Genomic DNA, 24,842 nt, shown 5'->3' on the forward strand with positions numbered 1-24,842 from the left:
TTCCAGTGTCTTCCCGCCTTGGCCAGGTGTATCATGCATTTGGTATTGTACAGCTCTTGTATCAATATTGCCTTCGATAAGCCAATCCTCTCACTCTTACGATCTACCATCCACGACTCACGACTCACGACTCACGACTCACGACTCACGAGAGAGACACAATGCGTGAACGCGGCAGAACACGGCGGCTGCTGGGCCTCGGGGCTCGAACCGGGGGGGCGATGATTCGCACTCGCCTGGGTGGTCAGGCGGATTGGCGAGCGCTTGGCGAGGCGCTGTTCGATGGTCTCTCCGAACTCAAGGGGCCGGCCATGAAGCTGGCCCAGATCATGGCCCAATGGGATGACCTGCTGCCCCCCGATCTTGCCGAGGAACTGGCTCGCCTGCAGCGCCAGGCCGAGCCGATGCCCTGGGAGAGTATCCGCCGCACGCTGGTCGAGCAGTACGGCGACCCCGAGGCGCATTTCCGCGAGATCGAGACACGACCGTTTGCCAGCGCCTCCATGGGTCAGGTGCATCGCGCCGTGACGCATGATGGCGAGACGGTGGTGCTCAAGGTTCAGTATCCCGGGCTTGCCGAGGTATTGGAGAGCGACCTTGCCCAGGTGCGTCGCTTGATGCGCCTGGGGCGCTGGCTCAAGGTGCCCCAGGCACGTCTGGATGCACTGTTCGAGGAACTGGCGGTGAGCTTGCGAGGTGAACTCGACTACCGTGCCGAGGCCCAGGCGCTCGAGCGTTACCGGCAGCGTTATCGTCAAATGGATGGGCTGGTGATACCCGAGCCGCTCCCGGTGCTTTGTGGTGAGCGGGTATTGGCCATGCGCTTCGTGCCTGGCACACCATTGCGAGATCTGGAAGGTGCCGATGATGCCCTGCGCCAGAAGGCCGCCGTCACCCTTGCCGACTGGATCACCGAAGAGCTGTTCACTCACGGCGAGCTGCACGCCGACCCCCATGCCGGCAATTTCGCCGTGGATGACCAGGGGCGTTTGGTGATCTACGACCTGGGGGCGGTGATTGCTGTGCCGGAAGAGCGTCTGCGCGCGATGATGCTCTTGCTCGAGTCGACACTTGCCCAAGACCCCATGGCAATGGACGAGGCGCTGCTGCGCTTGGGTGGCCGCCAGGGCCAGGGGGCGCCACTGGCGCTTTATCGCGAATCCGCCGAGGCGGTGTCGGCGCTGTTTGCGCCTGGTGAGCAGGATTTTGGCGACGTGCGGGTACACCGTCGGCTGCGCGATCTCACCCCAAGGGTGTGGGCCGCGATGGATCGCCTGCAACCCCCGGCTGACACACTCCTGCTGTCACGCACCCTCAACGGTCATTACTGGAACCTGGTGCGCCTCGATGCACGCCTGGACATGCAAGCGAGAACCGCGCCGCTGCTCGCCTGGGCCAAACGCTGACCACCTGCCCAGCATCGCGTGAGACTGGTAGAATGATGCGCTTTATGGATGGTGGAGGCAGCGATGCTGGCGGTATGGGTGGAACAGCTACTGGGGTTTGCCTCGGGCGCCCTGGCGACCATTCGCGAGGACGAACGCTATCCAACGCTGATGACCTGGGCCCGTGAAGAGGGCCCAAGCCTGGTGGGCGGTAATTTGGCGCTGGCACAGGCGCTTGCACCCGAGCTTTGGTCGCAGACGCCGCTTGCGAGGTTGGATTTCGCTTGTGAACCCTTGGCGCGGCCTGGGCGCAACGAGCTCTGCTGGTGCGATTCCGGCCGCAAGACCAAGCACTGTTGTGGGTCGGTCTCACTGCCCGGGCAGATACCGACACACCTGATGTGGATGTTGTCGCTGCGTGACTGGAAGGGCAGTGCCCTGAAGGCTGCCCTGGACAGCGGGCGTGCACCTGCCCAGGCGCTGCTCGAAGCCGGCTTGATCGCCGCCGAAACCGGTCAACGGGGTCGCGCTCAGCAGATTCTCGAATCATTGTTCGAGCGTGTCGACTGGTCGACGCTGCCGGAGCAGGCCGAGCCGGCTTTCGAGATTCTCATCGATCTCTATCAGGAGCGTGGATTCTCGCGCAAGCGCGAGGCGCTTCTCGATGAGGTGCTCGAGCGTGGTCCGCTGTTCCTGCGTGGTGTCGCACTGGAGCGCATCTGTCTGATGCACCTCGACAACGATGACCTGGACAGTGCCCGTGGCGCGTTCGTTCGCGCCCAGCAGGCACTGCCCGATTCGCCGACCCTGGCCTACATCGAGGCCATGCTGCTGCTTCACGAAGGCCATGAGAAAGAAGCCGCCGAACGCGCACGCTTCTGGTTGCGCAGGCTCTCTCGCCAGGGTGACCTGGACCCCGATCAGTTACAGTTCCTGGCCGATCTCGCCGACAACCCGGGCGCTACTCTTGCCGAGCAGCTGCTCAATGCCGAGGAGGACCTGGCCGGGCCGCTGGCCTCGCTGCAGGCGCTGTTCGAGTCGCTGCCCACCGCACCCAAGCTTGATATTCGGCTGACCCCCGCCTCGCGGCTTGAGTATCACACCAGTGCCAGGGAAGACACACTGTTCGCTGCCTGGCAGCAGCACTTCCAGGTGGCCGTGGCAAGCGACACCCCGATGGGGCTTGAAAGCGACCCTTGGCCCGAGGCTGCCACCTGGCTCGGCGAGCTCTGTGCGCACCCGGAGTGGCTGGATTCACCCCGCGTGGTGCAGGGCTTGACACTGGCGCTGGCCAGCCGTTTCGGTAGCCTGCCGTGGATGGCGCCGAGCCTGTTTGCTCCATTGGCCGGTCGCCTGGAGCGTTGGCTCGAGCAGGTCCACGCCGAGGGGCCTGGCACCTTGACCTGGGACGATGCCGACAATGCGGTCCTGCTGCGCACGGGGCTGGCGCTGGTGGTGGGCATGGAGCGTGGTGCCCGGCAACGCTCTCGGCAACTCGCCGAGCGGCTGCTGGTGCTGGACGACCAGGATAGCCTGGGGCTGCGCGAACTGGTGCTCGACCAGTTGCTGCGCGATGGCCGTGATGAAGAGGCGCTGGTGGTCAGCGAGCAGAGGGTCGAGGCCGATGCGGATGAGCCAGCCCCGTTGGGCCTGTTGATGGGGCGTGCCCTGGCACTCTATCGACTGGAACGTCACGAGGAGGCCGGCGCGGCACTGGCCGAGGCACGTCACCTCAACACCCATGCACTGCCGATGCTGTGTGCCGAGAACCCGCGTCCGGCCTATACCGGTGTCGACGGGGTCGCGGCCCCAGGTTCGCGGGCCGAAGCCTGGCAATACCGCACGTTGATGCGCGATCAGTGGCGTGCCACCCCGGGTGCCCTGGAGTGGCTGCGCGGGGCCATCCCGCCTTCACGCCACAAAAATGCCTGAATCAGGCCATGCGTGTCACCGGTGGTGGCACCAATTCCTTGTCACGACTGATCCAGATCGCAAGGGCGATGGCGGGAAGCCCCAGTGCCGTTGCGATCACAAAGAATGTCGCATATCCCTCGGCTGCCACCACTAGCCCGCCAAAGCCGCTCAGGAACTTACCCGGTAGTGTCATCAATGATGAGAATAGCGCGTACTGGGTGGCGGTGTAGGCGCGTGATGTCAGGCTCGACAGGAAGGCGATGAACACGGCGCTTGCCAGGCCGTTGGCGAGGTTATCGCCGATGATCGTGACCACCAGCATCGGCAGGTGCTGTCCCGCCAGCGCCAATGCCGCAAACAGCAGGTTGGTGAAAGTCGCCGCCACGGCACCCAGCACCAGGATCGGACCGATGCCGTAGCGTGCCACCAGCAGCCCACCTGTGATGCCGCCAGCGATACTCATGAAAATGCCGAACACGTTGGTGACATTGGCGATGGCCGCCAGTGAAAAACCCAGGTCGATGTAAAGCGGATTGGCCATGGAGGCCATGGCCAGGTCGCTGACGCGAAACACGGCGACGAAAAGTAGTAGCCACAACGCCTTGTAGCGATACCGCGAGAAGAAGTCGGTGAAGGGGCAGACCACCGCACCGATCAGCCAGGCCCCCAGCCGCCGCAGTGTGCGTGGTTTGCCTTGGCTTGTGCGCAGGAAGGCGCGCACGCGCGGCTCATGGATCAATTGAGTGCTGAGTGACAGGCGTTCGGGCTCCGGGCGAACCAATACCGTGATCACCCCGACCCCGACCAGTGCGGCCATGGTCAGATAGGCGGCTTCCCAGGAGAGCCACGATGCCACGTAGAGCGCACCTGCCCCGGCGGCGATCAGCCCGCCGCGATACCCGATGATGTAGGTCGATGCCATGGCCGCCTGGATGTCCTCCGGGGCCGACTCGATGCGAAAGGCATCGATGGCGATATCCTGGGTCGCCGAACCAAAGGCCACCAGCAGAGCGAACGCCGCTACCGGCAAGAGGTTCTGCTGTGGGTCCAGGCTTGCCAGACCGACCAGGCCGCCGGCGATCATCAGCTGGGCCAGCAGCATCCAGCCGCGACGTTGGCCAAACGCGCGGGTGAGAATCGGCAATGCCAGCCGGTCGACCACCGGCGCCCAGAAGAACTTGATCGAGTAGAGGATGCCGATCCACGAGAAGAAGCCAATCGCAGCCACCTCTACGCCGTCGCTGCGCAGCCACGCCGAGAGGGTCGAGAACACCAGCAGAAAAGGAAGCCCGGCGGAAAAACCCAGGAACAACATGGTGATCACTGGTGCACGCAGGTAGATGGCCAGGGCGCTGCGCCAACTTCGCTGGGGGGTAGGGGTAGGCATGGCGTAGTGCTCCTTGCAATCCCACGACGGCGGTGGGTGGCCATCACAGGCCAGGACATCGATGGTAAACTGGGCGTTTGGCAGCCGGGCCGCCACTGACACGACGCATGTCGTCCGACCGCTTGCATGCGAGCAATTGTTGCAGAGCCCTGGCGGTGATACCAGCAGCCCGTCACGATCAGGAGCCCCATGACCGACAGCGATGCCAATCAGGAAGATGGCGCAGACGCCAAGCCCCGCTGGTATGTGATCCAGTGCAAGGGGGGAGAGTCCTTTCGTGCCGCCGAGCACCTGGCCAACCAGGGCTATGAGGTGTTTCACCCGGTGCTTCAGGTGGAGAAGAAGCGGCGCGGCAAGCTGGAATGGATGAGCGAGCCGTTATTCCCGCATTATTTGTTCATTCGTCTCGATCGCATGGTCAGCAACTGGCGGCCGATCCGTTCCACTCGAGGTGTTCTCAAACTGGTCGGCTTCGGCAATGCTCCGCTGGCGGTCAGCGACATGTTGGTGGAGACCCTTCGCGAGCATGCCAGCGACTACCAGGATGCCACCGCCAATCTTTACTTCCGCACTGGCGACCCAGTGATGATCACCGAAGGCCCGTTCAAGGACCTGCAAGGGGTGTTTGCCGGCCAGAAGGGGCAGCAACGCGCCATCATCCTGCTCGATGTGCTGCATCGCCAGCAACGACTCGAGATGCCGGTCAGCCAGTTGCGGCGAGGCTGAACCGCCGACTTTTCCACGTCCATTTCGTTATCCCCCTTTCCAGGAGACATCCATGTCCATCGCCCCGCAGCAGGTCGTCACCCTGCACTATGTTCTCACCGATGCCTCAGGCGAAGTACTCGATGATTCACGGGCCCGTCAGAAGCCACTGGAATACCTGCATGGGCATCACAATATCGTCGAGGGGCTCGAGGATGCCCTGGCTGGCCAGCGAGCGGGTGCCGAACTTTCCGTGACCCTGATGCCGGCACAGGCCTACGGGGTGCGTAACGAATCGCTGGTGCGCGAGGTCTCGCGCAGTGCTTTCCCGGTCGATGACCTGGCACCCGGCATGCGTTTCCAGACCCCAGGTGATGCCGGCCCACAGGTCGTCACGGTACTCGAGGTGCATGACGATAGCGTCAAGATCGACACCAACCATCCCCTGGCTGGCCAGATGCTGCGCTATCAGTTGGAGGTGCTGTCGGTGCGTGAGGCGACGCGCGCCGAACTGGCCAAGGGCCACCCCCTGCCACCCGGTACCGAAGCGAGCAGCGTCGAGGACAAGAAAGTGCTCTGAACGATGTGTGGACAGGGCATGAAACTGACCTGGATCAAGCTGGCGGGCGGGTCGATGAGCCACCCACCGCAAGACTTGATGCAGGTCAGGTTTCACGTCCAGGGTTCGCGCTACAGTCCTTCCAACAGATCGAGACGGGAGGATGCCACCATGTACTGGGATGATGCCGTAATCTTTGGGTTGGTCACCGTCGCGATGATGATCGCTTTCCTCGCCGGTTGGGTGGGCTTCATCATTCGCGACCACCGCAAGAAACATTGAGTCGGCAACGCCGCCGGCAAGTCAGTCGTCAGGGGAGGGGGGAGTCATCCCCCCGGTCGCCGACCCGGTTGGGTCGGCTTTTTTGTTTTGGAGAGGGTCGTGACAATGTGCACCCTTCGTGGAAAACCCGCGCAAGGTGGTGCAACGCACGCAGGATGGCTGGCCGTGCAATCAGCATGGGCCTAGCATGAACGGTGTTCGATAATGTGCTTTTCCCACAGTGGGAAGCATCAGGAAACACCAGGAGGCCCTGCCATGACATCGCCAGACCAAGCTACGACCCAGCAGGAAATGCATCGGAAACGCCGCCGTCGGTTGCTTGCGACCCTGGGGATGGGAATTGCCGGTGCCTATGTGGCACCGACCCTGTTCAGTGTTGGCCAGGCGCATGCCTGGCATGAACCTGTCAGGGGGCGTGATTCACGTACCAGCTACTCCCGGCCCAGTTACTCAAGGCCCAGTTACTCACGGCCTAGTTATTCACGGCCCAGCCGCTCCAGACCCAGTTATTCCCGGCCCAGTCGTTCAGGTGATGGCTACACATCACAACGTGGTCGTGGGTACGAAAGGCGCTACGTCTATCACCGCACGCCTTATCGTCGTCCCAGCCGTTGGTGATGGTGGCGGACAGCGTGGATATCCACTTGCCAGGTCTGGGGCGCTTGCTGCGCCTGAGCGGTTGTCCCGAGGTGGCCGATGCGCTGGTGGCCGCCATGCCGGGCTGGCCGATGCGGGTCACCCCTGCCAGCGGGCTTGCCCCGGCCATTCGTCTACGCCGAGCCTATGACGGGGAGGGCGATGAGAACGGTGGCTATGTGCAGCACGCTCCCGGCTTGCGAGGCGGCCTGGTGTTGCCGACACCTGTCGCTGCGGTCTGTAGCCTGATCGCCGATATCGTCGCCGCGTTATGTGAGCGACGTGCCGAGCTGATTGGCCTGCATTGCGGGTCAGTGGAGATCGAAGGCCAACTTGTGCTCTTCCCGGCGTCTCACCGCGCTGGCAAGAGTACGCTGACGGCTGCCTTCGCGGCGGCCGGTTGCCGAGTGTTCGGTGACGATGTGCTGGCCTTGACCGCTGAAGGCGATGGCATGGCGCTGGGGATTTCTCCGCGGCTGAGGCTGCCGCTGCCGGATATCGCGAACCCTGACCTCGTGGCTTACGCCGAGCGGCATGCCGGGCCCGAGGATCCGCGTTATCGTTATCTAAGCCTGCCTGAAGCGGAGCTCGCCGCGCATGGTGAGCGGCGCCCGATCGGGGCGATAGTGCTTCTGGAGCGCGACGACACGTTGTGCGATCCGGACCTGGTTACGCTGGCTCCCGGCGAAGGGTTGCTGCAGTTACTGTGCCAGAACTTTTCTCACGACGTCCCGACCGAGGCCTTGATGACACGCTTCGCCCCCCTGATGACGCGCTTGCCCTGCTTGCTGCTGCGTTATTCGGAACCACTGGCGGCGGCGCAATGCCTGATGGCGCGCATGACGTCGGGCCGCATTGTTGCGGGCAACGTGTCGGCGTCGCTGCTTGGGCGGCATTCGGTGCCGGGTGAACGTCTCCCGTCGGGCTGGGACAAGGTTGCGCTTGATGAGCGTTTCGGACCATGCCCTGGCGTGCGTGACTACCCCGTCGGCGAAGAGTTGTTTCTGATCGACACGGCGAGTGGAGCGCTCCATCGCCTCAATAGCAGTGGTCAGGCAGCCTGGCGGTTGCTTGGCGAGGAGGCCTTGACGGTTGCCGACGTCGCGGACTTGCTGGTCGAGCACCATGGCGATGTGAGCAAGCCAGACGTCGAGGCGGATGTGCAGGCGCTGTTCGGCTGGATGGTTGAGGCACGCCTGATCGAGTCGCGATAGGCCAACCCTCAGGGCGACGTCGTGGCGAGACTATCGCCCGAGGGAAGCGTCCAGTGACGCTCCAGGGCACGCATGACGCGCTCGGGGTACCAGGTCTTGCCGAGGCTGCCGTTGTAGCGTGCCAGCGCCCGCGTGAAATCGCCGCGTTCTACGGCGAGGTAGTGGGCAAGGATGGTGCAGCCATAGCGCAGGTTGCGCCACGGATCGGTGAGGTCATCGGCGGGCAGGCCCAGCTCGCGAATCCAGAACGGCATTATCTGCATCAGCCCGACGGCACCCGCTGACGACACGGCATCGGCCTGAAAGCCGCTTTCCACCTGGATGACTGCCAGCACCAGCTCGGGCGGCAGCCGGGCCAACCGCGCTTCGTGGTAGATGCGCTGGAGAAGCTCGCTACGCTGCGTGTCATCCTTCACGAAGCGTGACAGGCGTGGCGACATGTTGTTGTGCCACTGTCGGGCCGCCCAGATTTCCGTGGGTGCGCGCGGGGATGCGAGGGCAGCGTCGAGGGTGGTGCGCAGCGCCCCATTCGCCCTGGGCAGCGGCTGCACTACCAAGGGCTTCGCCTGGGCCTCGAGCGAGGCCAGAAAGCCGTCATCATTGCCGGTCGCCGCGGGGGCCACCAGCCAGGCGGCCACCAGCAGGGTGGCCGCCGCCGTCATGTGGTCAGAGGCTGACCTTCTCGCGCAGGAAGTCGAGGATCTGCTCTGCCGGTACCATTGTGGCATCACTATCGCGGCGTCCCTTGTATTCGAGTTCACCCTTGTCGAGTCCCCGGTCGCCGACCACCAGACGATGGGGCAGGCCCATCAGTTCATGGTCGGCGAACTTGTTGCCGGGCCTTAGGTCACGGTCATCCAGCAGAACCTCGAAGCCCTCGGCGACGAGTTCATTGTAGAGGCGCTCCGAGGCGTCGCGCACACGCTGCGACTTGTGTGCGTTCATCGGTACCAGGGCGATATGGAAGGGCGCCAGCGCCTCGGGCCAGATGATCCCGGCCTCATCGTGATTCTGTTCGATGGCGGCGGCCACCACGCGGGTCACCCCGATACCGTAGCAGCCCATCCACAATGGCACTGCCTTGCCGTTCTCGTCGAGGACGGTGGCATTCATCGCCGTGGAATACTTGGTGCCCAGTTGAAAGACGTGGCCAACTTCGATACCGCGAGCGATCGACAAAGTGCCTTTGCCATCCGGTGAGGGGTCACCTTCGACGACATTGCGCAGGTCGGCGACCTTGGGCAGTGCCACATCGCGTTGCCAGTTGATGCCGAAGTAGTGCTTGCCGTCGACATTGGCGCCGGCGCCAAAATCGCTCATCAATGCCACGCTGCGGTCGACGATGACCGGCATGTCGAGGCCGACAGGGCCCAACGAGCCGGGCCCGGCGCCGACCACGGCGCGGATTTCCGCTTCGCTTGCCATGGTAAGCGGTGCCGCGACCTCGGCCAGGTGCTCGGCCTTGACCTCGTTGAGTTCGTGATCGCCACGCACCAGCAGGGCGATCAGCCCGCCTTCGGTGGCATGCACCATCAGGGTCTTGATGGTCTTCTCGATGGGCAGGCCATGTTGCTCGACCAGTGCGGCGATGGTACGTGCCTTGGGGGTGTCGACCAGTCGAAGCGCTTCCTGGGGCGCCGGACGTTCCGGTGTCTCGCCGAGTGGGGCAGGGAGTGCCTCGGCCGTCTCGATGTTGGCCGCATAGTCCGATGAAGTGGAGAAGATCACCGCATCCTCGCCGGAGTCGGCCAGCACCTGAAATTCGTGGGAGCCGGTACCCCCGATTTCGCCGTTGTCGGCTTCGACGGCGCGGAAGTCGAGCCCCAGGCGGGTGAAGATGCGTACGTAGGCATCGTACATGGTGTCATAGGAACGCTTGAGGCCGGCCTGGTCGACATCGAACGAGTAGGCGTCCTTCATGATGAATTCGCGGGCACGCATGACACCAAAGCGCGGGCGGGTCTCGTCACGGAATTTGGTCTGGATCTGATAGAAGTTCGTTGGCACCTGCTTGTAGGAGCGGATTTCGTTGCGCACCAGGTCGGTGATGACTTCTTCGTGGGTCGGCCCATAGCAGAAATCGCGGTCGTGGCGGTCGCGGATTCGCAGCAGCAGGTTGCCGTACTGGTCCCAGCGGCCGGATTCCTGCCACAGCTCGGCAGGTTGAATGGCAGGCATCAGCACTTCCTGGGCGCCGGCGCGATTCATCTCTTCGCGAACGATGTTCTCGACCTTGCGAAGCGTGCGCAGACCCAACGGCAGCCAGGTGTAGAGGCCTGAACTGAGACGCCGAATCATCCCCGCACGCAGCATCAACTGATGGCTGGCGATATCGGCATCGGCGGGGGTTTCCTTCAGGGTGGAGATCAGCAGTTGAGTGGCGCGCATGGGTCCGGCGTGTCCTCGGGTCGTCAAACGGGGCGGGCCGCCAGCATGGCGGCGTTTGGCGCATTGTACGGCCAAGCCTTGCGCGCGGCAAAAGTCGTTGCCCGACCCTCACCCGTCCAGCAGCAGGCGGATCAACATGCCGAGCGCGAGGGTCGTGGCGACGCTGAGCAGGGTGCCAAGCAACACGTACTCGGTCAGCTTGCGATCCTGGGCCTCGCGCAGGTCGCCAAAACGCAGCACTGACTTGGCGGCGAGCAGAAAGCCAACCGCGGTCAACTGGTCGAGCAGCACCAGGGTCAACACCAGGAAACGCTCCAGCATGCCGATGCGGGCACCGGCGCTGGCCAGGGTGCCGGTGTCTTCGAGTTGATGGCTCCAGCGCTTGAGCACCAGGGTGATGACGATCGACAGCGGACGCGATACCAGCAGATAGGCCAGTGCAATGCCTAGGACATCGGGGGAGCCAAGCCACGACGCCAGTTCCCCGAGCGGGGCGAGGTTGCCCACCCAGCCAAGCCACACCGTCACCAGCACCAGCCCGTGAAGCGCTTGGTCGACAAGGAACCAGCGCAGGCGCTCGGGAGCGAGTTGCGCCTTGGCCAGGTCGATCAGCCAGTGGCTTGCCATGACCCCCACCACGCCGGCAAGTACCGCGATCAGGCCGCGGTTGGTGAAGTGGCCGGCGGCGATCAGTAGCACCACGCCGCACAGCGCACCATGCATCAGCGCATGCCAGAGCAGTGCCCGCGAACGATGTTTCAGTCGATAGCGTTCCACCACCCAGGTATGTGGCTGCAGCAGGAAATCGCCGACCATATGCGCCAGTACCAGGCCCAGCAGCAGCGATAGTTCGTTGGGGCTCATGGGGACGAATCCTGGTTCGTGAGGCATGCCTCGGTAGACGTTTCGAGCCGCTCCCCGAAATACGCGAGCGTGTCGCTGAGTAGCGCCCAGCGGGCCGCCCGTAGACGCTTATGCACGCTAGGTTGGCGGATGCCCAGACGCTTGGCGAGGGCCTGCTGGGAGTCCTCGTGGCGAAAACTCATGCCAACGACCTCGGCGGAGTAGGGAGACCAGCCATCGATCAGGTCATCGATGAAGCGCACCAGCAGGGTGAGGCCGGCATCTTCGGGAGCGTCGAGCCGAGCAAGCGCCAGGTGCGCGGTACCATCGGCCAGGGCATCCAGGGCGCGGCCCGAGGCGACGAAGGTGTCGCTATCGGCGTCTGCGATCCCCCGCTGGGCTGGCCCGACTGCCACAGCGATGCGTGCATCCCAGCGTTGGTCAGGCTCGGAGTGCTCGATTAGTGCTGCGCGCAGGGCCACCGCCGCCTGCATGGCGGGAGCCGCATGGGGCAGGGCCAGTTGGAAGCCGTCGCCGCGAAAGCGCTCGCCGTGGCCTCCATGCAGTGTGGCCAGCTCGGCCAGGCGTTCATCCAGCAGCTGGTAGAGGCGAGGTCGGTCGTTGACCTTGCGGGAGTCAATCACGTCGCCGGTAAGCACGGCGATTCGCTGGGGCATGGCAGGTCCTCCGAGGCTCTCGGAGTAATTATAGCCATGAAAGGCTATTTTTCAATATAATAGCCCTAAAGGGTTATAAAGCCATTATATAGTCTTTAAGGGCTATAATTGCTTATCGCGCCAGCTCTCGCATGGCCTCCTCGAGCCCCTGCAAGGTCATGGGGTACATGCGGTCATCGATCAATTGACGAATCAACTGGGTGGAGTGGGTGAATTCCCAGGCCTTGGGTGGCATGGGGTTGAGCCAGGCCAGGCGCGGGAACTGGTCAGCCAGGCGCTTCAGCCATTGTGCACCTGGCTCGTCGTTGAAGTGCTCGACACTGCCGCCCGGGTGGGTCACCTCGTACGGCGACATGGCGGCGTCGCCAACGACCACCACCTGGTAGTCGGCGCCGTAGGTATGCAGTACGTCCATGGTCGGGATGCGCTGCTCATGGCGTCGGGCCTGATAGGTGGAATTGCTGCGCCACACCCCTTCGTAGATGCAGTTGTGGAAGTAGTAATGCTCAAGGTGCTTGAACTCGGAACGGGCGGCGGAGAACAGCTCCTCGCAGACGCGGATATGGTCGTCCATCGAGCCGCCCACATCGAGAAACAGCAGGATCTTCACGGCATTGTGGCGCTCGGGGCGCATCTGCACGTTGAGCAGGCCGGCATCGCGCGCGGTCTCGCGGATGGTGGCGTCGACATCGAACTCGTCGAGAGCGCCCTGGCGGGCGAACTTGCGCAGGCGGCGCAGGGCCATCTTGATGTTACGGGTGCCGAGTGAAAGCGAATCGTCGTAATCGCGAAAGCGGCGCTCGTCCCACACCTTTACCGCGCGTCGATGTCGCGACCCATCCTGGCCGATGCGCACACCCTCGGGGTTGTAGCCGTAGGCGCCAAAGGGGCTGGTACCGCCAGTGCCGATCCACTTGTTACCGCCGGCGTGCCGCTCCTTCTGCTCCTCCAGGCGTTTCTTGAAGGTCTCGATCAGTGCCTCGAGGCCGCCAAGCGACTCGATCTTGGCCTTCTCCTCGTCGGAGAGCTGTTTCTCGAACTCGCGGCGCAACCAGTCTTCTGGGATCAGCGCTTCGATGGCGGAATCCAGGTTCTCGAGACCCTCGAACCAGGCACCAAAGGCACGATCAAAACGGTCGAAATGGCGCTCATCCTTGACCATCACGGTTCGCGCGACCTGATAGAAGGCTTCCATGTCGGCAAATACCACGCCGCGCTCGACCACCGCGTGGAGGTCGAGCAGTTCACGCAGTGATACCGGCACGCCGGCGCGCTTGAGCGTCTCGAACAGACCGATAAACATCGCTCAGCGCCTCTGGTTGCCTTGACGACGCGTCATGAACGCCAGCCGTTCGAGCAGGTGGGTGTCCTGCTCGTTCTTGACCAGGGCGCCTGCGAGCGGCGGAATCGCCTTCACCGGGTCGCGCTGGTAAAGCGCCTCGCGGGCCAGTTCGTCACTCATCAGCAGTTTCAGCCAATCGACCAACTCTGAGGTGGAAGGACGTTTCTTGAGTCCGGGCGCCTCGCGCAGATCGAAGAACACTTCGAGCGCTTCGCTGACCAGTTTCGGCGCAATCTCGGGGAAGTGCACATCGACAATGGCCGCCATGGTGTCGCGATCCGGGAACTCGATGTAGTGGAAGAAGCAGCGTCGGAGGAAGGCGTCGGGCAGCTCCTTCTCGTTGTTGGACGTGATCACGATGATCGGCCGATGGCGGGCACGGATGGTCTCACCCGTTTCGTAGACATGGAATTCCATGCGATCCAGCTCCTGGAGCAGGTCGTTGGGGAATTCGATGTCCGCCTTGTCGATCTCGTCGATCAGCAGCACTACGCGCTCATCCTGGGTGAAGGCCTCCCACAGCTTGCCGGGCTTGATGTAGTTGGCGACGTTTTCGACACCCTCCACGCCCAGCTGGGAATCGCGCAGGCGACTGACCGCATCGTACTCGTAAAGCCCTTGCGCCGCCTTGGTGCTGGACTTGATATGCCAGGTGATCAGCTGGGTGCCCAGGGAGGCGGCAAGCTCCTCGGCAAGCAGGGTCTTGCCGGTGCCCGGTTCGCCCTTGATCAGCAAGGGGCGTTCAAGCGTCACGGCGGCATTCACCGCCTGCTTGAGCGCATCGGTGGCCACATAGGTGGAAGTGGAGTCAAACGCCATGGGATGCCTCGATGAGGTAGGTGGACAATAATCAAACAAGTGTACGTAAGGGCTTGGCTGGGGACAAATGCGGCGTAGTTAACAATTTTTAATTTTATCGAGGGCTCTCATGCGTTCTGTTGCCGGGTTGTGCGGCGTAAGGTGAAAAGTGTCACGAGAATGCACCGAGTGGCTCGTGCACCACGCCAACAATACGTCAGCGCCGGTCTTTGGATCATCATCCAGGCGGTGCCAAACATGTGGATGAAACGCTATGGAAGCACTTGCACGACGCCTGGGGTTGAGAACCGATCCCGTCATATTCTTTGTCTCGGCAGGGTTGATGGTGGTCTTCCTGCTTTCGTTGATCATTGCACCGGATGCCATCGGGGATGCCTTCGCTGCCGGACGCGAGTGGGTGGTGACCAACCTTGGCTGGTTCTTCATCTTCGGCGTCAATGTGTGGCTGATGTTCCTGCTTTGGGTGGCATTCAGCCGGTTCGGCAATATCCGCCTCGGGGCCGATGATGACAAACCTGCGTACTCCAACCTCTCGTGGTTCGCGATGCTGTTTGCCGGTGGCATTGGCACGGTGTTGATGTTTTGGGGAGTGGCCGAACCGATCTTTCACTTCTCCAATCCGCCCCATGGCGATAGCGAGCCTTTTTCCGTGGCGGCGGCACAGGAAGCGATGGGCTTCTCGCTTTACCACCTGGGGTTGCATACCTGGACGATCTTTACCTTGCCAGGCCTTGCCTTCGCCTATTTCATCTATCGCTATGACTTGCCGGTACGCGTCAGTTCGGTGTTCTACCCACTATTGAAAGACAAGATATATGGTCCGGTGGGCAAGACCATCGACGTATTTGCCGTGCTCGGCACGCTTTTCGGGGTGGCGGTCTCGATTGGCCTGGGCACCTCGCAGATCAACGCCGGCCTGACGGAATTGATGGGCGTGCCCGACAGCGTGACGGCCAAGGTGCTGATCATCGGGGTGCTCACGGCGGTGGCGGTGGCATCGATCGCCGGTGGTCTCGATAAAGGCGTGAAGCTGCTTTCCAACATCAATATCGGCATGGCCACCGGGCTGATGCTCTTCGTGCTGGTGACCGGTTCGACGCTTTTTCTGCTGCGCGGGATCGTCGAGACACTGGGTATCTATGTGTCGAATATCATACCAATGGCCTTCTGGAACGATACCCTGGCGCAGTACACCCAGGAAGAAGGACGTTGGGGATGGCAGGGCAGCTGGACGGTATTCTACTGGGCGTGGACCGTTACCTGGTCGCCGTTCATTGGCCTGTTCGTGGCGCGTATCTCACGCGGCAGGACGATTCGCGAGTTCGTGCTCGGCGTGCTCTTCGCACCTTCGCTGTTCACGCTGGTGTGGTTCGCGATCTTCGGCTGGTCGGCCATGGAGATCGATGGCATCGGCGAAAGCGCTCGCGCAGCACTGGGTGATCAGGCGGGGATGATGTCTGCTGCGGTGATGGAGAGTGTGCCGCTGGCGATGTTCGCCTTCTTCGAGCACTTTCCGGCTACTACCCTGATCCAGGGGCTGGCGGTGGTGATCGTGGCGATCTTCTTTGCTACCTCATCCGACTCCGCATCGCTGGTCATCGATCTGCTGTGCACCGGTGATACTGAGCCGGGGCCGATCGGCCAGCGGGTGTTCTGGGGTGTTTCGGAGGGTGCGGTCGCCGCAATGTTGATCGTACTGGCCGGAGACGCGGGCCTCGAAGCGCTGCAGCAGGTCATCACGGTGATAGGGCTGCCGATCTTCGTGATGGTGTTCGCCATGGTCTTCGCGTTGCTTCGCGGTTTCGCCAACGAGGACATCAGGATTGCCACGCCGAGGAAGACCCCTTCACTCGATGAGCTGTAACGGCCATTCGGCTTAGCAAGCACTTGCATCACGGCCAACGCCGCTGCCGTGTCTCGAAAGAGACGGCAGCGGCGTTTTTCTGGGTGGTACACGACCCTTGTTTTGGTCAAGCCGTTTCAGACGCACCCCTTATTGCGCTGCATCATAATGATGCATCCGGTACAAAAAGAGAGTTTCGAGGTGCGATCGATGGTGCAAGGAGGGTGAGCTGGCGGATATGGCAGAACGGGTCACGACGGTTATTTTTGTTGTATTGCCATGATTTATATAAGATTTTTTATTGTTGGCGCGCTATTCGCTTTGTATTTGGCAAGTGATCAACGCAGCAGGGAGGTCAAGCCTTCCTGAGCGACATCACCAATGAAGCTGTCCATTGGTGATACACCGAGTGAGCTGGCGTGCTCCACCTGGTCCCCTTCGGGGGGCCTTTTTTATGTTTGGCTTTCGTGTCGTTATCCTGAGAGTTGATAGGGATGGCTGCAACGCGACCTTGGTGGTAGATGCCCGAGAGTGCAGGGTGATGCCTGTATGAGTGCTGGTGGGTGATCATGGCCAGTGGCGCCCATTTCAGGCTGACGGTGCGGGCCGTCACGCGAGGCCGCGACTTTCCAGGCGGGAATCGGTACTCTGCCGGTTTACATCGACTGGGCAAGGAAATGGCGGCCATGACTCGCCGTGGGTTCATCCTGACGCGACACTGGCGGGACTCGCCCGAGGGAGTCTGCGTGACGTTCTGGCTTGCCACCGACGAGGGGCCGCTGGAGGTGCGCTTGCCACCACAGCCGGCGGTGGCCTTTGTGCCGACGTCGCAACGTGGCGAGGTTGAGGCGTTGGTGGCGGGTGAGCCGCATGTCGAATTGCGTGACCTGGCGCTGAGTGATTTCCACCACCGTCCGTTGATGGGGCTTTACTGCCGCCACTATCGCCAACTGATGACCCTGGACAAGCGCCTTCGGAATGCGGGTGTGAGCGTTTACGAGGGCGATATTCGCCCGCCGGAACGCTACCTGATGGAGCGTTTCATCACCGCACCGGTGTCGGTGAGTGGCGAGCCGGACGCCAGCGGTGGCCTGCAACAAGCCCGATTGCGCCCGGACCCTGACTATCGTCCACCACTGACGATGGTGTCGCTTGATATCGAAACCAGCGGCAAGGGCGAGCTCTACTCCATCGCGCTAGAGGGGTGTGGCCAGCGCCAGGTGTTCATGCTGGGACCTGGCCATGGAGGCGACGCCCGCCTCGATATCTCGCTTGAGTATTGCGACACCCGAGAGAAGCTGCTCGAGTGTCTCAATCGCTGGTTCAGCGAGCACGACCCCGATGTCATCATCGGCTGGAACCTGGTGCAATTCGACCTGCGCGTGCTGCATGAGCATGCCAGCCGGCTCGGGGTTGCACTGCGCCTGGGGCGCGGTGGCAGCGAGATCCAGTGGCGTGCGCATGCGCACCAGGGCAAGCATTTCTTCGCCGCGGCGCCAGGCCGTTTGATCATCGATGGCATCGAGGCGCTGCGCAGCGCGACCTGGCATTTCCCATCGTTCAGCCTGGAGAACGTCTCGCGGACCCTGCTGGGTGAGGGCAAGGCGATCGATAACCCCTACCAGCGGCTGGACGATATCCTGCGCATGTTTGCCGAGGACAAGCCGGCACTGGCCCGCTACAACCTCAAGGATTGCGAGCTGGTCACGCGCATCTTCGCGCACACCGATCTCATGGCCTTCCTGCTCGAACGCGCCTCCGTGACCGGTCTGCCCGCGGACCGCAGCGGTGGCTCGGTGGCGGCCTTCACCCATCTCTACCTGCCGCGGCTGCATCGTCTGGGCTTCGTCGCACCCAATCTCGGTGAGGGGCAGCCGGATGAAAGCCCTGGTGGTTTCGTCATGGATTCGCGCCCGGGACTTTTCGATTCGGTGCTGGTGCTCGACTACAAGAGCCTCTATCCCTCGATCATCCGTACCTTCCTGATCGACCCGCTGGGTTTGATCGAGGGGCTTGCCAACCCTGACGATGCCGACTCGGTGCCTGGCTTCAACGGCGCGCGCTTCTCGCGTACCCGGCATGCGCTTCCGGCAATCGTCGAAAGCGTCTGGCAGGGTCGTGAAGCGGCCAAGCGTGCCGGCAATGCGCCACTCTCCCAGGCACTGAAGATCATCATGAACGCCTTCTATGGGGTGCTGGGATCGAAGGGGTGCCGATTCTTCGATTCGCGCCTGGCATCGTCGATCACCCGGCGGGGCCACGAGATCATGGCCCGCACCCGCGAGCTGATCGAGGCCGAGGGGTATACGGTGATCTATGGCGATACCGATTCCACCTTCGTATGGCTGGGTGGCGCCCATGGAGAGCGAGACGCCGCGCACATCGGGCATACTCTGGTGAGGCGGGTCAACACTTGGTGGCGCGAGTCTCTGGCCAACCAGTACGGCCTCGACAGTGCGCTGGAGCTGCAGTTCGAGACCCACTACCGACGCTTTCTGATGCCGACCATTCGTGGTGCCGAGGCGGGCAGCAAGAAGCGCTATGCCGGGTTGGTGCAAGATGAGAATGGCAGCGAGCGGATGGTGTTCAAGGGGCTCGAGACAGTGCGGACCGACTGGACAGAGCTTGCCAAGACCTTCCAGCAGACCCTCTACCGGCGCATCTTCATGGGTGAACCCTACCAGGACTACGTGCGTGACACGGTGCGCCGGACCCTGGCCGGGGAGTTCGACGATCAACTGGTCTATCGCAAGCGGCTGCGCCGGCGTCTGGTTGATTACCGGCGCAACGTGCCGCCCCATGTGCGTGCCGCACGACTCGCCGATGCGTTCAACGCCGAGATGGGCCGGCCGCTGCAGTACCAGAACGGTGGCTCTATTCGCTATGTGATGACGCTTGCCGGCCCCGAACCTCTCGAACGGCGCCGCTCACCCATCGATACCGACCACTACCTGACCCGCCAGCTGCAACCGGTGGCCGACGCCATCCTGCCTTTCGTTGGCGATGACTTCGGCACCCTGATCGATCGCCAGCTGGGCTTGTTCTAGCGCCGCTATGGCGGTCAAGTGCGTTCGCTGCCCGGAGCGCTGGCATTGGTGTCTCGATCCCCAGGCGTCGTCTCACCAAACTGCAGGTGAGCCAGATGGCGATACAGTGTGTTGGATGCCATCAGCTCGGCATGGGGGCCGGCCGCCACGATTCGCCCTTCATTGATCACCAGCAGGCGATCAGCGGCCATCACGGTGGCGAGCCGATGGGCAATCACCACGCTGGTGCGATCCTGCATCAGCCGATCGAGTGCCTGCTGGACGAGGCGCTCGCTCTCCGCATCCAGTGCACTGGTGGCTTCATCCAGCAGCAATATGCCGGGGTCCTTGAGCAGCGCACGGGCGATCGCCAGGCGTTGGCGCTGGCCACCGGAGAGCTGCACGCCGGACGGCCCAAGCGAGGTATCGAATCCGTGAGGCAGGCTTGCGATAAAACTCAGTGCATTGGCGTCCCTGGCGGCAGCGTGCAGTTCTTCGTCAGTCGCCTGGGGGTTGCCGAAGCGCAGGTTGTCGGCCACCGTGGCGTCGAACAGCACCGGTTCCTGGGCGACCAGCCCCAGGCATTGGCGCAGCGCTGTCGGTGCCAGTTCACGCAGGTCGATGCCATCCAGGCGAATGGTGCCCTGGTCCGGGTCATGGAAACGCAGCAGCAGGGCGAGCAAGGTGCTCTTGCCACCCCCGGATGGCCCCACCAGGGCGAGGCGCTCGCCAGCACCGATGGTCAGATCCAGCCCTGCGAGCGCCGGATGCTCGCGACCGGGGTAGGTAAAGGTCACCCCCTCAAAGCGCAATTCGCCCCGCAACGGGCTTGGCAGCGGGGTGGGGGAGGCAGGTGCCTCGATGTGGGGCGTGGCATCGATGAGTTCCAGCAAGCGTTCGGCGGCGCCGGCCGCACGCTGCACGTCGCCGGCCACTTCAGCGAGCGTTGCCACGGCGCCTGCGGCAAGCACCGCATAGAACAGGAATGCCGACAGCTCGCCTGGCGTCATCTCGCCGTCAAGTACCGCCTGACCACCCTGCCAGAGCATGATGCCCACGGCGCTGAACACCACCAGCATGGCGATGCCGGTCAGCCAAGCGCGTTGGCGAGTCCGGTCAATGGCGCCGGCGAAGGCATCCTCCACGCGGTCAGCGTAGGCCTTCCTTGCGCTCGACTCATGGGTGAAAGCCTGCACCGTGCGCATGCCGGTGAGCGTCTCGGTGGCATAACGGCCGAGTTCGGCCACCCGGTCCTGGCTGGTCCGCGACAGTCGTCTGACACGCCGCCCGAACCACAAGATTGGTAGCACGGTGGCGGGAATCGCCAGCAGCACGATCACTGACAACCAGGGTTGGGTGATAAGCATCAGCCCCACCGCACCGATCAGCATCAGCAGGTTACGCACCGCCATCGACACTGATGAGCCGAACAGGCTCTGCAACACGCTGGTATCGGCGGTGAGCCGAGAGGCGATCTCACCGGCACCGGCGCCTTCACCCACGCGCATCTGCGCGTGACGCTTGTGGCTGGATTCGAAGAACGCTGGCTCCATCGTGAGCAGGTGATCGAATACTCGCCTGCGCAGGTCGGCGGCCAGGCGCTCACCGATCCAGGTCACCAGGTAGTAGCGTAGCGCCGAGGCGCCGGCAAGCGTCGTCACCACCACCAGCATCAGACCAAGCGTGCGCGCCAGGCTCTCGCCATCGGCGGCCAGAAAGCCCTGGTCGATCATCAGCCGCAGGCCCTGCCCCAGCGCAAGCACACTGCTGGCGGCGACCAGCAAGGCGATGGCCGCGACGAGCAACCGGCGGCGGTAAGGCAGCAGGAGATCGAGCAGCCGCAGAAGAATGAGTGGATCGGGGTGACGTCGCATAGGGGGTCTCTGCATAGGGGGCTTTCTGCATAGGGGCTTTCTGCATGGGGGCTCTCTGAACCGAGAGGAGGCAAGGTAGACAGGCTCGAGCGCTCAGTTTGCCAAGTAAATTATCGCGATCAAACTTGACGATCCTGTATCATATGTCATATATATGAGTGGTGGGGTGGTCAGGATCAATCGTCAACAAGGCCTTGATCACCGGATAACGACTTAAGGCTCCGCACCGGTAGAGGAGACGTACATGAGTATCGAATTCGTGGTGCACGATGCTGGGGACAGCGTCGGCGTGGTGGTGGTCGAGGGTGTTCAGGCAGGGCAGGCCCTGACGGGCTGGGTGATGCACCAGGACCAGACCCTCAATTTCGATGTGCTGGATGACATTCCGATCGGCCATAAGCTGGCCATCACCGACCTGGCCGAGGGAGATACCGTGATCAAGTACGGTGTCGATATTGGTCGCGTCGTCCAGCCGATCAAGAAGGGTGAGCACCTGCACGTCCACAACGTCAAAACCAAGAGGTGGTAAGCATGGAAATCAAGGGTCGCAAGTTCATGGGCTATCGTCGTGAAAACGGACGCGTGGGTGTCCGCAATCACGTGATCATCTTGCCAGTCGACGACATTTCGAATGCTGCCGCCGAGGCTGTGGCCAACAATATCAAGGGTTCCATTGCCTTGGCCCACCCCTATGGTCGCCTGCAGTTCGGTGCGGATCTCGACCTGCACTTCAGGACGCTCATCGGCACGGGTTGCAATCCCAATGTGGCAGCCGTCGTGGTGATCGGTATCGAGCCGGGCTGGACGAACAAGGTTGTCGAGGGTATCCAGGCTTCCGGAAAGCCGGTGGCGGGTTTCTGGATCGAGCAGAATGGTGATCATAACACCATCTGCGCGGCCTCGAAAAAGGCTCGTGAGTTCGTTCAGAATGCCTCCGAAGTGCAGCGTGAAGAGTGCGACATCAGCGAGTTGTGGGTATCCACCAAGTGTGGTGAATCCGATACAACCTCTGGTTGCGGTGCCAACCCGACTGTTGGCGAAGCCTTCGATAAGCTGTATGAGGCGGGCTGCACACTGGTTTTCGGTGAGACATCGGAACTCACCGGGGGTGAGCACCTGGTTGCCGAGCGCTGCAGGACACCAGAGGTTCGCGAACAGTTCCAAGCCATGTTCGATCGCTACAGCGCGATGATTGATCGCCACAAGACCAGCGATCTCTCCGAGTCACAGCCAACCAAGGGCAATATCGAAGGTGGCCTGACGACCATCGAAGAGAAGGCGTTGGGCAATATCCAGAAAATTGGTCACAAGTGCCTCGTTGATGGCGTCCTGGACAAGGCCGAAACACCAGACAAGCCAGGCCTGTGGTTCATGGATTCATCCTCTGCCGCGGCGGAAATGGTGACGCTGTGTGCAGCCTCTGGGTATGTCGTTCACTTCTTCCCCACGGGCCAGGGGAATGTCGTGGGCAATCCCATCCTGCCGGTTATCAAGATCTGTGCCAACCCGAGAACGGTTCGCACCATGAGCGAACATGTCGATGTTGATGTGGCCGGCATTCTTGCCAGAGAAATCAACATGCCCGAAGCGGGTGACAAGTTGCTTGAAATGATGTTGCGTACCGCCAATGGTCGTTTCACGGCAGCTGAAGCACTTGGCCACCGGGAGTTCGTGTTGACTCGGTTGTTTGAAAGCGCCTGATTCAATAACGCGTTCGAATCACTCCATCCTCCTGTCACGGTATCTTCGGGTAGAAATACACGATATCGGACCGGAGCGGTGGAGTGAGACACGACCTGTTTGGATCGACATTATTTCAGGCCATGATGGAAACACTGCACATTTGTTCAGCGCTTCCTTATCAAGAGACGTTCAGCGAATGATCTTCTGAGCGTCACGCACATGGCCTCCCTTCAGTGCACGGAAACTGCCGATGGCTCTCGAACGCATCAAGCGAGGGGATGGTTGGGCTACTGGCCATGCCAAGACTATGTTCAGTGTTGTGCCCAAGGTTTGGCGAGGCGTCATGGTGTGTATCACCATTGCCCTGGCCACGACTTTCATCGCTGACCACTATGGTGGGCCCACACTACTTTATGCCCTGCTGTTCGGCATGACACTGCACTTTCTCTCCGAGGACGGCGCGTGTGTGGCCGGCATAGAGTTTTGTGCACGAACCATTCTTCGACTGGGCGTGGCGCTACTCGGTGTCAGGATTACTGTCGAACAGGTGACTGACCTGGGGCCGGGACCCATCGTCGTCGTTGTCGCGGGTGTTTTCCTGACGATTCTCGCCGGGGTCGGCATCGCCAGAATCCTGGGCTTGAACCGGGATTTGGGGCTGTTGAGTGGTGGTGCGGTTGCCATTTGTGGAGCCTCCGCGGCACTGGCACTCTCCGCGGTGATGCCACGCCATGAGGAAAGTGAGCGCCAGACGATCCTGACGGTGGTAGGGGTGACGACACTGTCGACCATGGCAATGATCATCTATCCATTGATTGCGGGTGTGCTGCAACTGAGTGACAGCCAAGCGGGTATTTTTCTGGGCGCCACGATTCACGATGTCGCGCAAGTGGTTGGTGCGGGCTACATGATTTCAGAGGAAACCGGTGATATATCGACCTTTGTAAAACTCCTGCGTGTTGCCATGCTGGTGCCTGCCGTATTGTGCTTCATATGGCTATTTCGTCACGCGCACGAAACCAAGAATAGCGGCAGGAAGGCGCAGATGCTGCCCAGCTTTCTCGTCGCCTTCGTGGTGTTGGTCATCATCAATAGCCTGGGCCTGATTCCAGTGGTAGTGGCGGATAGTATGACGGACTTGTCGCGTTGGTGCCTGGTGACGGCCATTGCCGCGTTGGGTGTCAAGACATCATTTCACAAGTTGGCGGTCGTTGGCTGGAAGCCAGTCATCCTGATGGCATCGGAGACACTTTTCCTGTTGTTGTTGGTATTGGGGTTCATCGGTTTCGGGCTAGTGTGAATACAATGCACAGGCATCGTCTGCCAGTAGTAGCGCTGCACTCGAACTTCGAGACCGCCCAGTTTGAACTCAGTGCCTCGGGCCCAACGGCTAACTCAGTAGCGTAAGCATTCAGCCACGTGAGTCCGCAGGCATTCACAGTTCATTCAGATAGCAGTGGCTGTGGGTTTCACAGCGCGAAATCCGGTACTCGAGAGGGTTACCCTGAAGGTCCTTGGCAATACGTCGAATCTCCAGCAAGGGAGTACCTGTCTCGACGCCGAGACAGCCTTTATCCTTGTCGTCCGCCGCAACCGCGAATATGCGCTCTTCAGCGTGCGCCACACTGCGCCCAAAACGCTGTTGATAAAGATGATATAGCGTATTGGGCAGCGGACTTGGCTGCTCCTCGAGGCCAGCGAAGTTTCGCGCTGACACCACGAGATCCTCGAGCAGGGCAGGGCGCTCATCGAGTTCGCGAATTCGACGAATATGGATGACATCCTCACTCGTCCCCAGTGCCAATGCCTCGGTTTCTTCAGTCGTTGCGGCTCGTCGCTCTCTGATCAGAACACGGGAAATGGGGAGCGAGCGTTTGCCATCCAGACCAACCAGGCAAAAAAACTGAAATAACGAACGATCGCTGTCGTGCGTCGCTACCACGGTGCCCTTTCCTTGGTATCGAATCAGCACATTTTCTTGCGCCAAGGCGTCAAGCGCCTTGCGCAGGGTTCCCACACTGACGCCGTACTGGTTCGACAGCGCTGATTCACTGGGAATGAAGCTTCCTGGTGACCATTCACCCGACACGACCCGAGCGAGAAGGGCTTCCTTTATCTGCTGGTAAAGGGGGCGGAATGTTGGGGTAACATCCTGATTCATAGGAATAACCTGTGGGCTTGTTAGGCCTGTGGGAGTTCAGTTTCAAGTTGATTGCATTATAACCAGAAAAAAGTCACATAACACTTGACCCATCCTTGTGCTAC

Annotated in this window: 20 protein-coding genes; 11 read left to right on the forward strand and 9 right to left on the reverse strand. The window is 61.7% G+C overall.

Annotated features, from left to right (window positions below; genetic code table 11):
• Window positions 1–161: 161 nt before the first annotated feature.
• Both C6V82_RS12360 and C6V82_RS12365 read left to right on the forward strand, forming a co-directional pair.
• Window positions 162–1,406: an ABC1 kinase family protein gene (locus C6V82_RS12360; RefSeq protein ID WP_102586437.1), complete on the forward strand. Its 1,245-nt coding sequence runs from the start codon at window positions 162–164 to the stop codon at window positions 1,404–1,406.
• A 63-nt stretch (window positions 1,407–1,469) separates the two neighbouring features.
• Window positions 1,470–3,317, forward strand: a complete 1,848-nt coding sequence (locus C6V82_RS12365) for an SEC-C domain-containing protein (RefSeq protein ID WP_102586436.1) — start codon at window positions 1,470–1,472, stop codon at window positions 3,315–3,317.
• A 1-nt stretch (window position 3,318) separates the two neighbouring features.
• On the opposite strand, the gene C6V82_RS12370 is transcribed toward C6V82_RS12365, so the two are convergent.
• Window positions 3,319–4,686: an AmpG family muropeptide MFS transporter gene (locus C6V82_RS12370; protein WP_102586435.1), complete on the reverse strand. Its 1,368-nt coding sequence runs from the start codon at window positions 4,684–4,686 to the stop codon at window positions 3,319–3,321.
• Between the two features lie 189 nt (window positions 4,687–4,875).
• Here C6V82_RS12370 and rfaH point away from each other — a divergent pair, with 189 nt between their 5' ends.
• From rfaH to C6V82_RS12390, 4 genes are all read left to right on the forward strand, one after another.
• Complete coding sequence (gene rfaH, locus C6V82_RS12375; RefSeq protein ID WP_102586434.1) at window positions 4,876–5,412, forward strand: transcription/translation regulatory transformer protein RfaH; 537 nt, start codon at window positions 4,876–4,878, stop codon at window positions 5,410–5,412.
• Window positions 5,413–5,464: 52 nt separating this feature from the next.
• Window positions 5,465–5,971: an FKBP-type peptidyl-prolyl cis-trans isomerase gene (locus tag C6V82_RS12380; RefSeq protein ID WP_102586433.1), complete on the forward strand. Its 507-nt coding sequence runs from the start codon at window positions 5,465–5,467 to the stop codon at window positions 5,969–5,971.
• A gap of 18 nt (window positions 5,972–5,989) precedes the next feature.
• Complete coding sequence (ccoM, locus tag C6V82_RS12385; protein WP_102586432.1) at window positions 5,990–6,232, forward strand: cytochrome c oxidase subunit CcoM; 243 nt, start codon at window positions 5,990–5,992, stop codon at window positions 6,230–6,232.
• A gap of 632 nt (window positions 6,233–6,864) precedes the next feature.
• Entirely contained in the window at window positions 6,865–8,082 is a 1,218-nt protein-coding gene (locus C6V82_RS12390; protein WP_180978193.1) for a PqqD family protein, read from the forward strand.
• 8 nt (window positions 8,083–8,090) lie between these two features.
• Here the strand turns inward: C6V82_RS12390 and C6V82_RS12395 are convergent, their stop codons facing one another.
• The 6 genes from C6V82_RS12395 to C6V82_RS12420 all read right to left on the reverse strand — a co-directional run bounded on the left by C6V82_RS12395 (window position 8,091) and on the right by C6V82_RS12420 (window position 14,151).
• Window positions 8,091–8,744, reverse strand: coding sequence for a lytic transglycosylase domain-containing protein (locus C6V82_RS12395; RefSeq protein WP_102586430.1), 654 nt, complete (start codon window positions 8,742–8,744; stop codon window positions 8,091–8,093).
• A gap of 4 nt (window positions 8,745–8,748) precedes the next feature.
• A complete protein-coding gene (locus C6V82_RS12400) occupies window positions 8,749–10,470 on the reverse strand; it encodes a proline--tRNA ligase (RefSeq protein ID WP_102586429.1) in 1,722 nt (573 codons plus the stop codon).
• 108 nt (window positions 10,471–10,578) lie between these two features.
• Window positions 10,579–11,334, reverse strand: coding sequence for a DUF3307 domain-containing protein (locus C6V82_RS12405; RefSeq protein WP_102586428.1), 756 nt, complete (start codon window positions 11,332–11,334; stop codon window positions 10,579–10,581).
• Window positions 11,331–11,990 carry a hypothetical protein gene (locus tag C6V82_RS12410; RefSeq protein ID WP_102586427.1) on the reverse strand — a complete coding sequence of 220 codons (660 nt, stop codon included), beginning with the start codon at window positions 11,988–11,990 and terminating at the stop codon, window positions 11,331–11,333. Before C6V82_RS12410 ends, C6V82_RS12405 begins: the two co-directional genes overlap by 4 nt.
• 112 nt (window positions 11,991–12,102) lie before the next feature.
• Window positions 12,103–13,293, reverse strand: a complete 1,191-nt coding sequence (locus tag C6V82_RS12415; protein WP_102586426.1) for a vWA domain-containing protein — start codon at window positions 13,291–13,293, stop codon at window positions 12,103–12,105.
• A 3-nt stretch (window positions 13,294–13,296) separates the two neighbouring features.
• Entirely contained in the window at window positions 13,297–14,151 is an 855-nt protein-coding gene (locus C6V82_RS12420; RefSeq protein WP_102586425.1) for an AAA family ATPase, read from the reverse strand.
• A gap of 253 nt (window positions 14,152–14,404) precedes the next feature.
• On the opposite strand from C6V82_RS12420, the gene C6V82_RS12425 reads away from it, so the two are divergent.
• Both C6V82_RS12425 and C6V82_RS12430 read left to right on the forward strand, forming a co-directional pair.
• Window positions 14,405–16,015, forward strand: a complete 1,611-nt coding sequence (locus tag C6V82_RS12425) for a BCCT family transporter (RefSeq protein ID WP_102586424.1) — start codon at window positions 14,405–14,407, stop codon at window positions 16,013–16,015.
• Between the two features lie 665 nt (window positions 16,016–16,680).
• Window positions 16,681–19,041 carry a DNA polymerase II gene (locus C6V82_RS12430; RefSeq protein WP_229843191.1) on the forward strand — a complete coding sequence of 787 codons (2,361 nt, stop codon included), beginning with the start codon at window positions 16,681–16,683 and terminating at the stop codon, window positions 19,039–19,041.
• 14 nt (window positions 19,042–19,055) lie between these two features.
• On the opposite strand, the gene C6V82_RS12435 is transcribed toward C6V82_RS12430, so the two are convergent.
• Window positions 19,056–20,894, reverse strand: coding sequence for an ABC transporter transmembrane domain-containing protein (locus C6V82_RS12435; RefSeq protein WP_102586423.1), 1,839 nt, complete (start codon window positions 20,892–20,894; stop codon window positions 19,056–19,058).
• 244 nt (window positions 20,895–21,138) lie between these two features.
• Here C6V82_RS12435 and C6V82_RS12440 point away from each other — a divergent pair, with 244 nt between their 5' ends.
• From C6V82_RS12440 to C6V82_RS12450, 3 genes are all read left to right on the forward strand, one after another.
• Window positions 21,139–21,423: a UxaA family hydrolase gene (locus C6V82_RS12440; protein ID WP_102586422.1), complete on the forward strand. Its 285-nt coding sequence runs from the start codon at window positions 21,139–21,141 to the stop codon at window positions 21,421–21,423.
• Window positions 21,424–21,425: 2 nt separating this feature from the next.
• On the forward strand, window positions 21,426–22,595 hold the full coding sequence (locus C6V82_RS12445) for a UxaA family hydrolase (protein WP_102586421.1): 1,170 nt from the start codon (window positions 21,426–21,428) through the stop codon (window positions 22,593–22,595).
• A 232-nt stretch (window positions 22,596–22,827) separates the two neighbouring features.
• The gene (locus C6V82_RS12450; protein WP_229843192.1) at window positions 22,828–23,877 is read left to right on the forward strand and encodes a YeiH family protein; all 1,050 of its coding nucleotides are present in this window, start codon (window positions 22,828–22,830) and stop codon (window positions 23,875–23,877) included.
• 135 nt (window positions 23,878–24,012) lie between these two features.
• Here C6V82_RS12450 and C6V82_RS12455 read toward each other — a convergent pair whose 3' ends face one another.
• Window positions 24,013–24,738, reverse strand: coding sequence for a GntR family transcriptional regulator (locus C6V82_RS12455; protein WP_102586420.1), 726 nt, complete (start codon window positions 24,736–24,738; stop codon window positions 24,013–24,015).
• Window positions 24,739–24,842: the final 104 nt, after the last annotated feature.

The sequence above is a fragment of the Halomonas urumqiensis genome, assembly GCF_003028575.1.
GTDB lineage: Bacteria > Pseudomonadota > Gammaproteobacteria > Pseudomonadales > Halomonadaceae > Halomonas > Halomonas urumqiensis.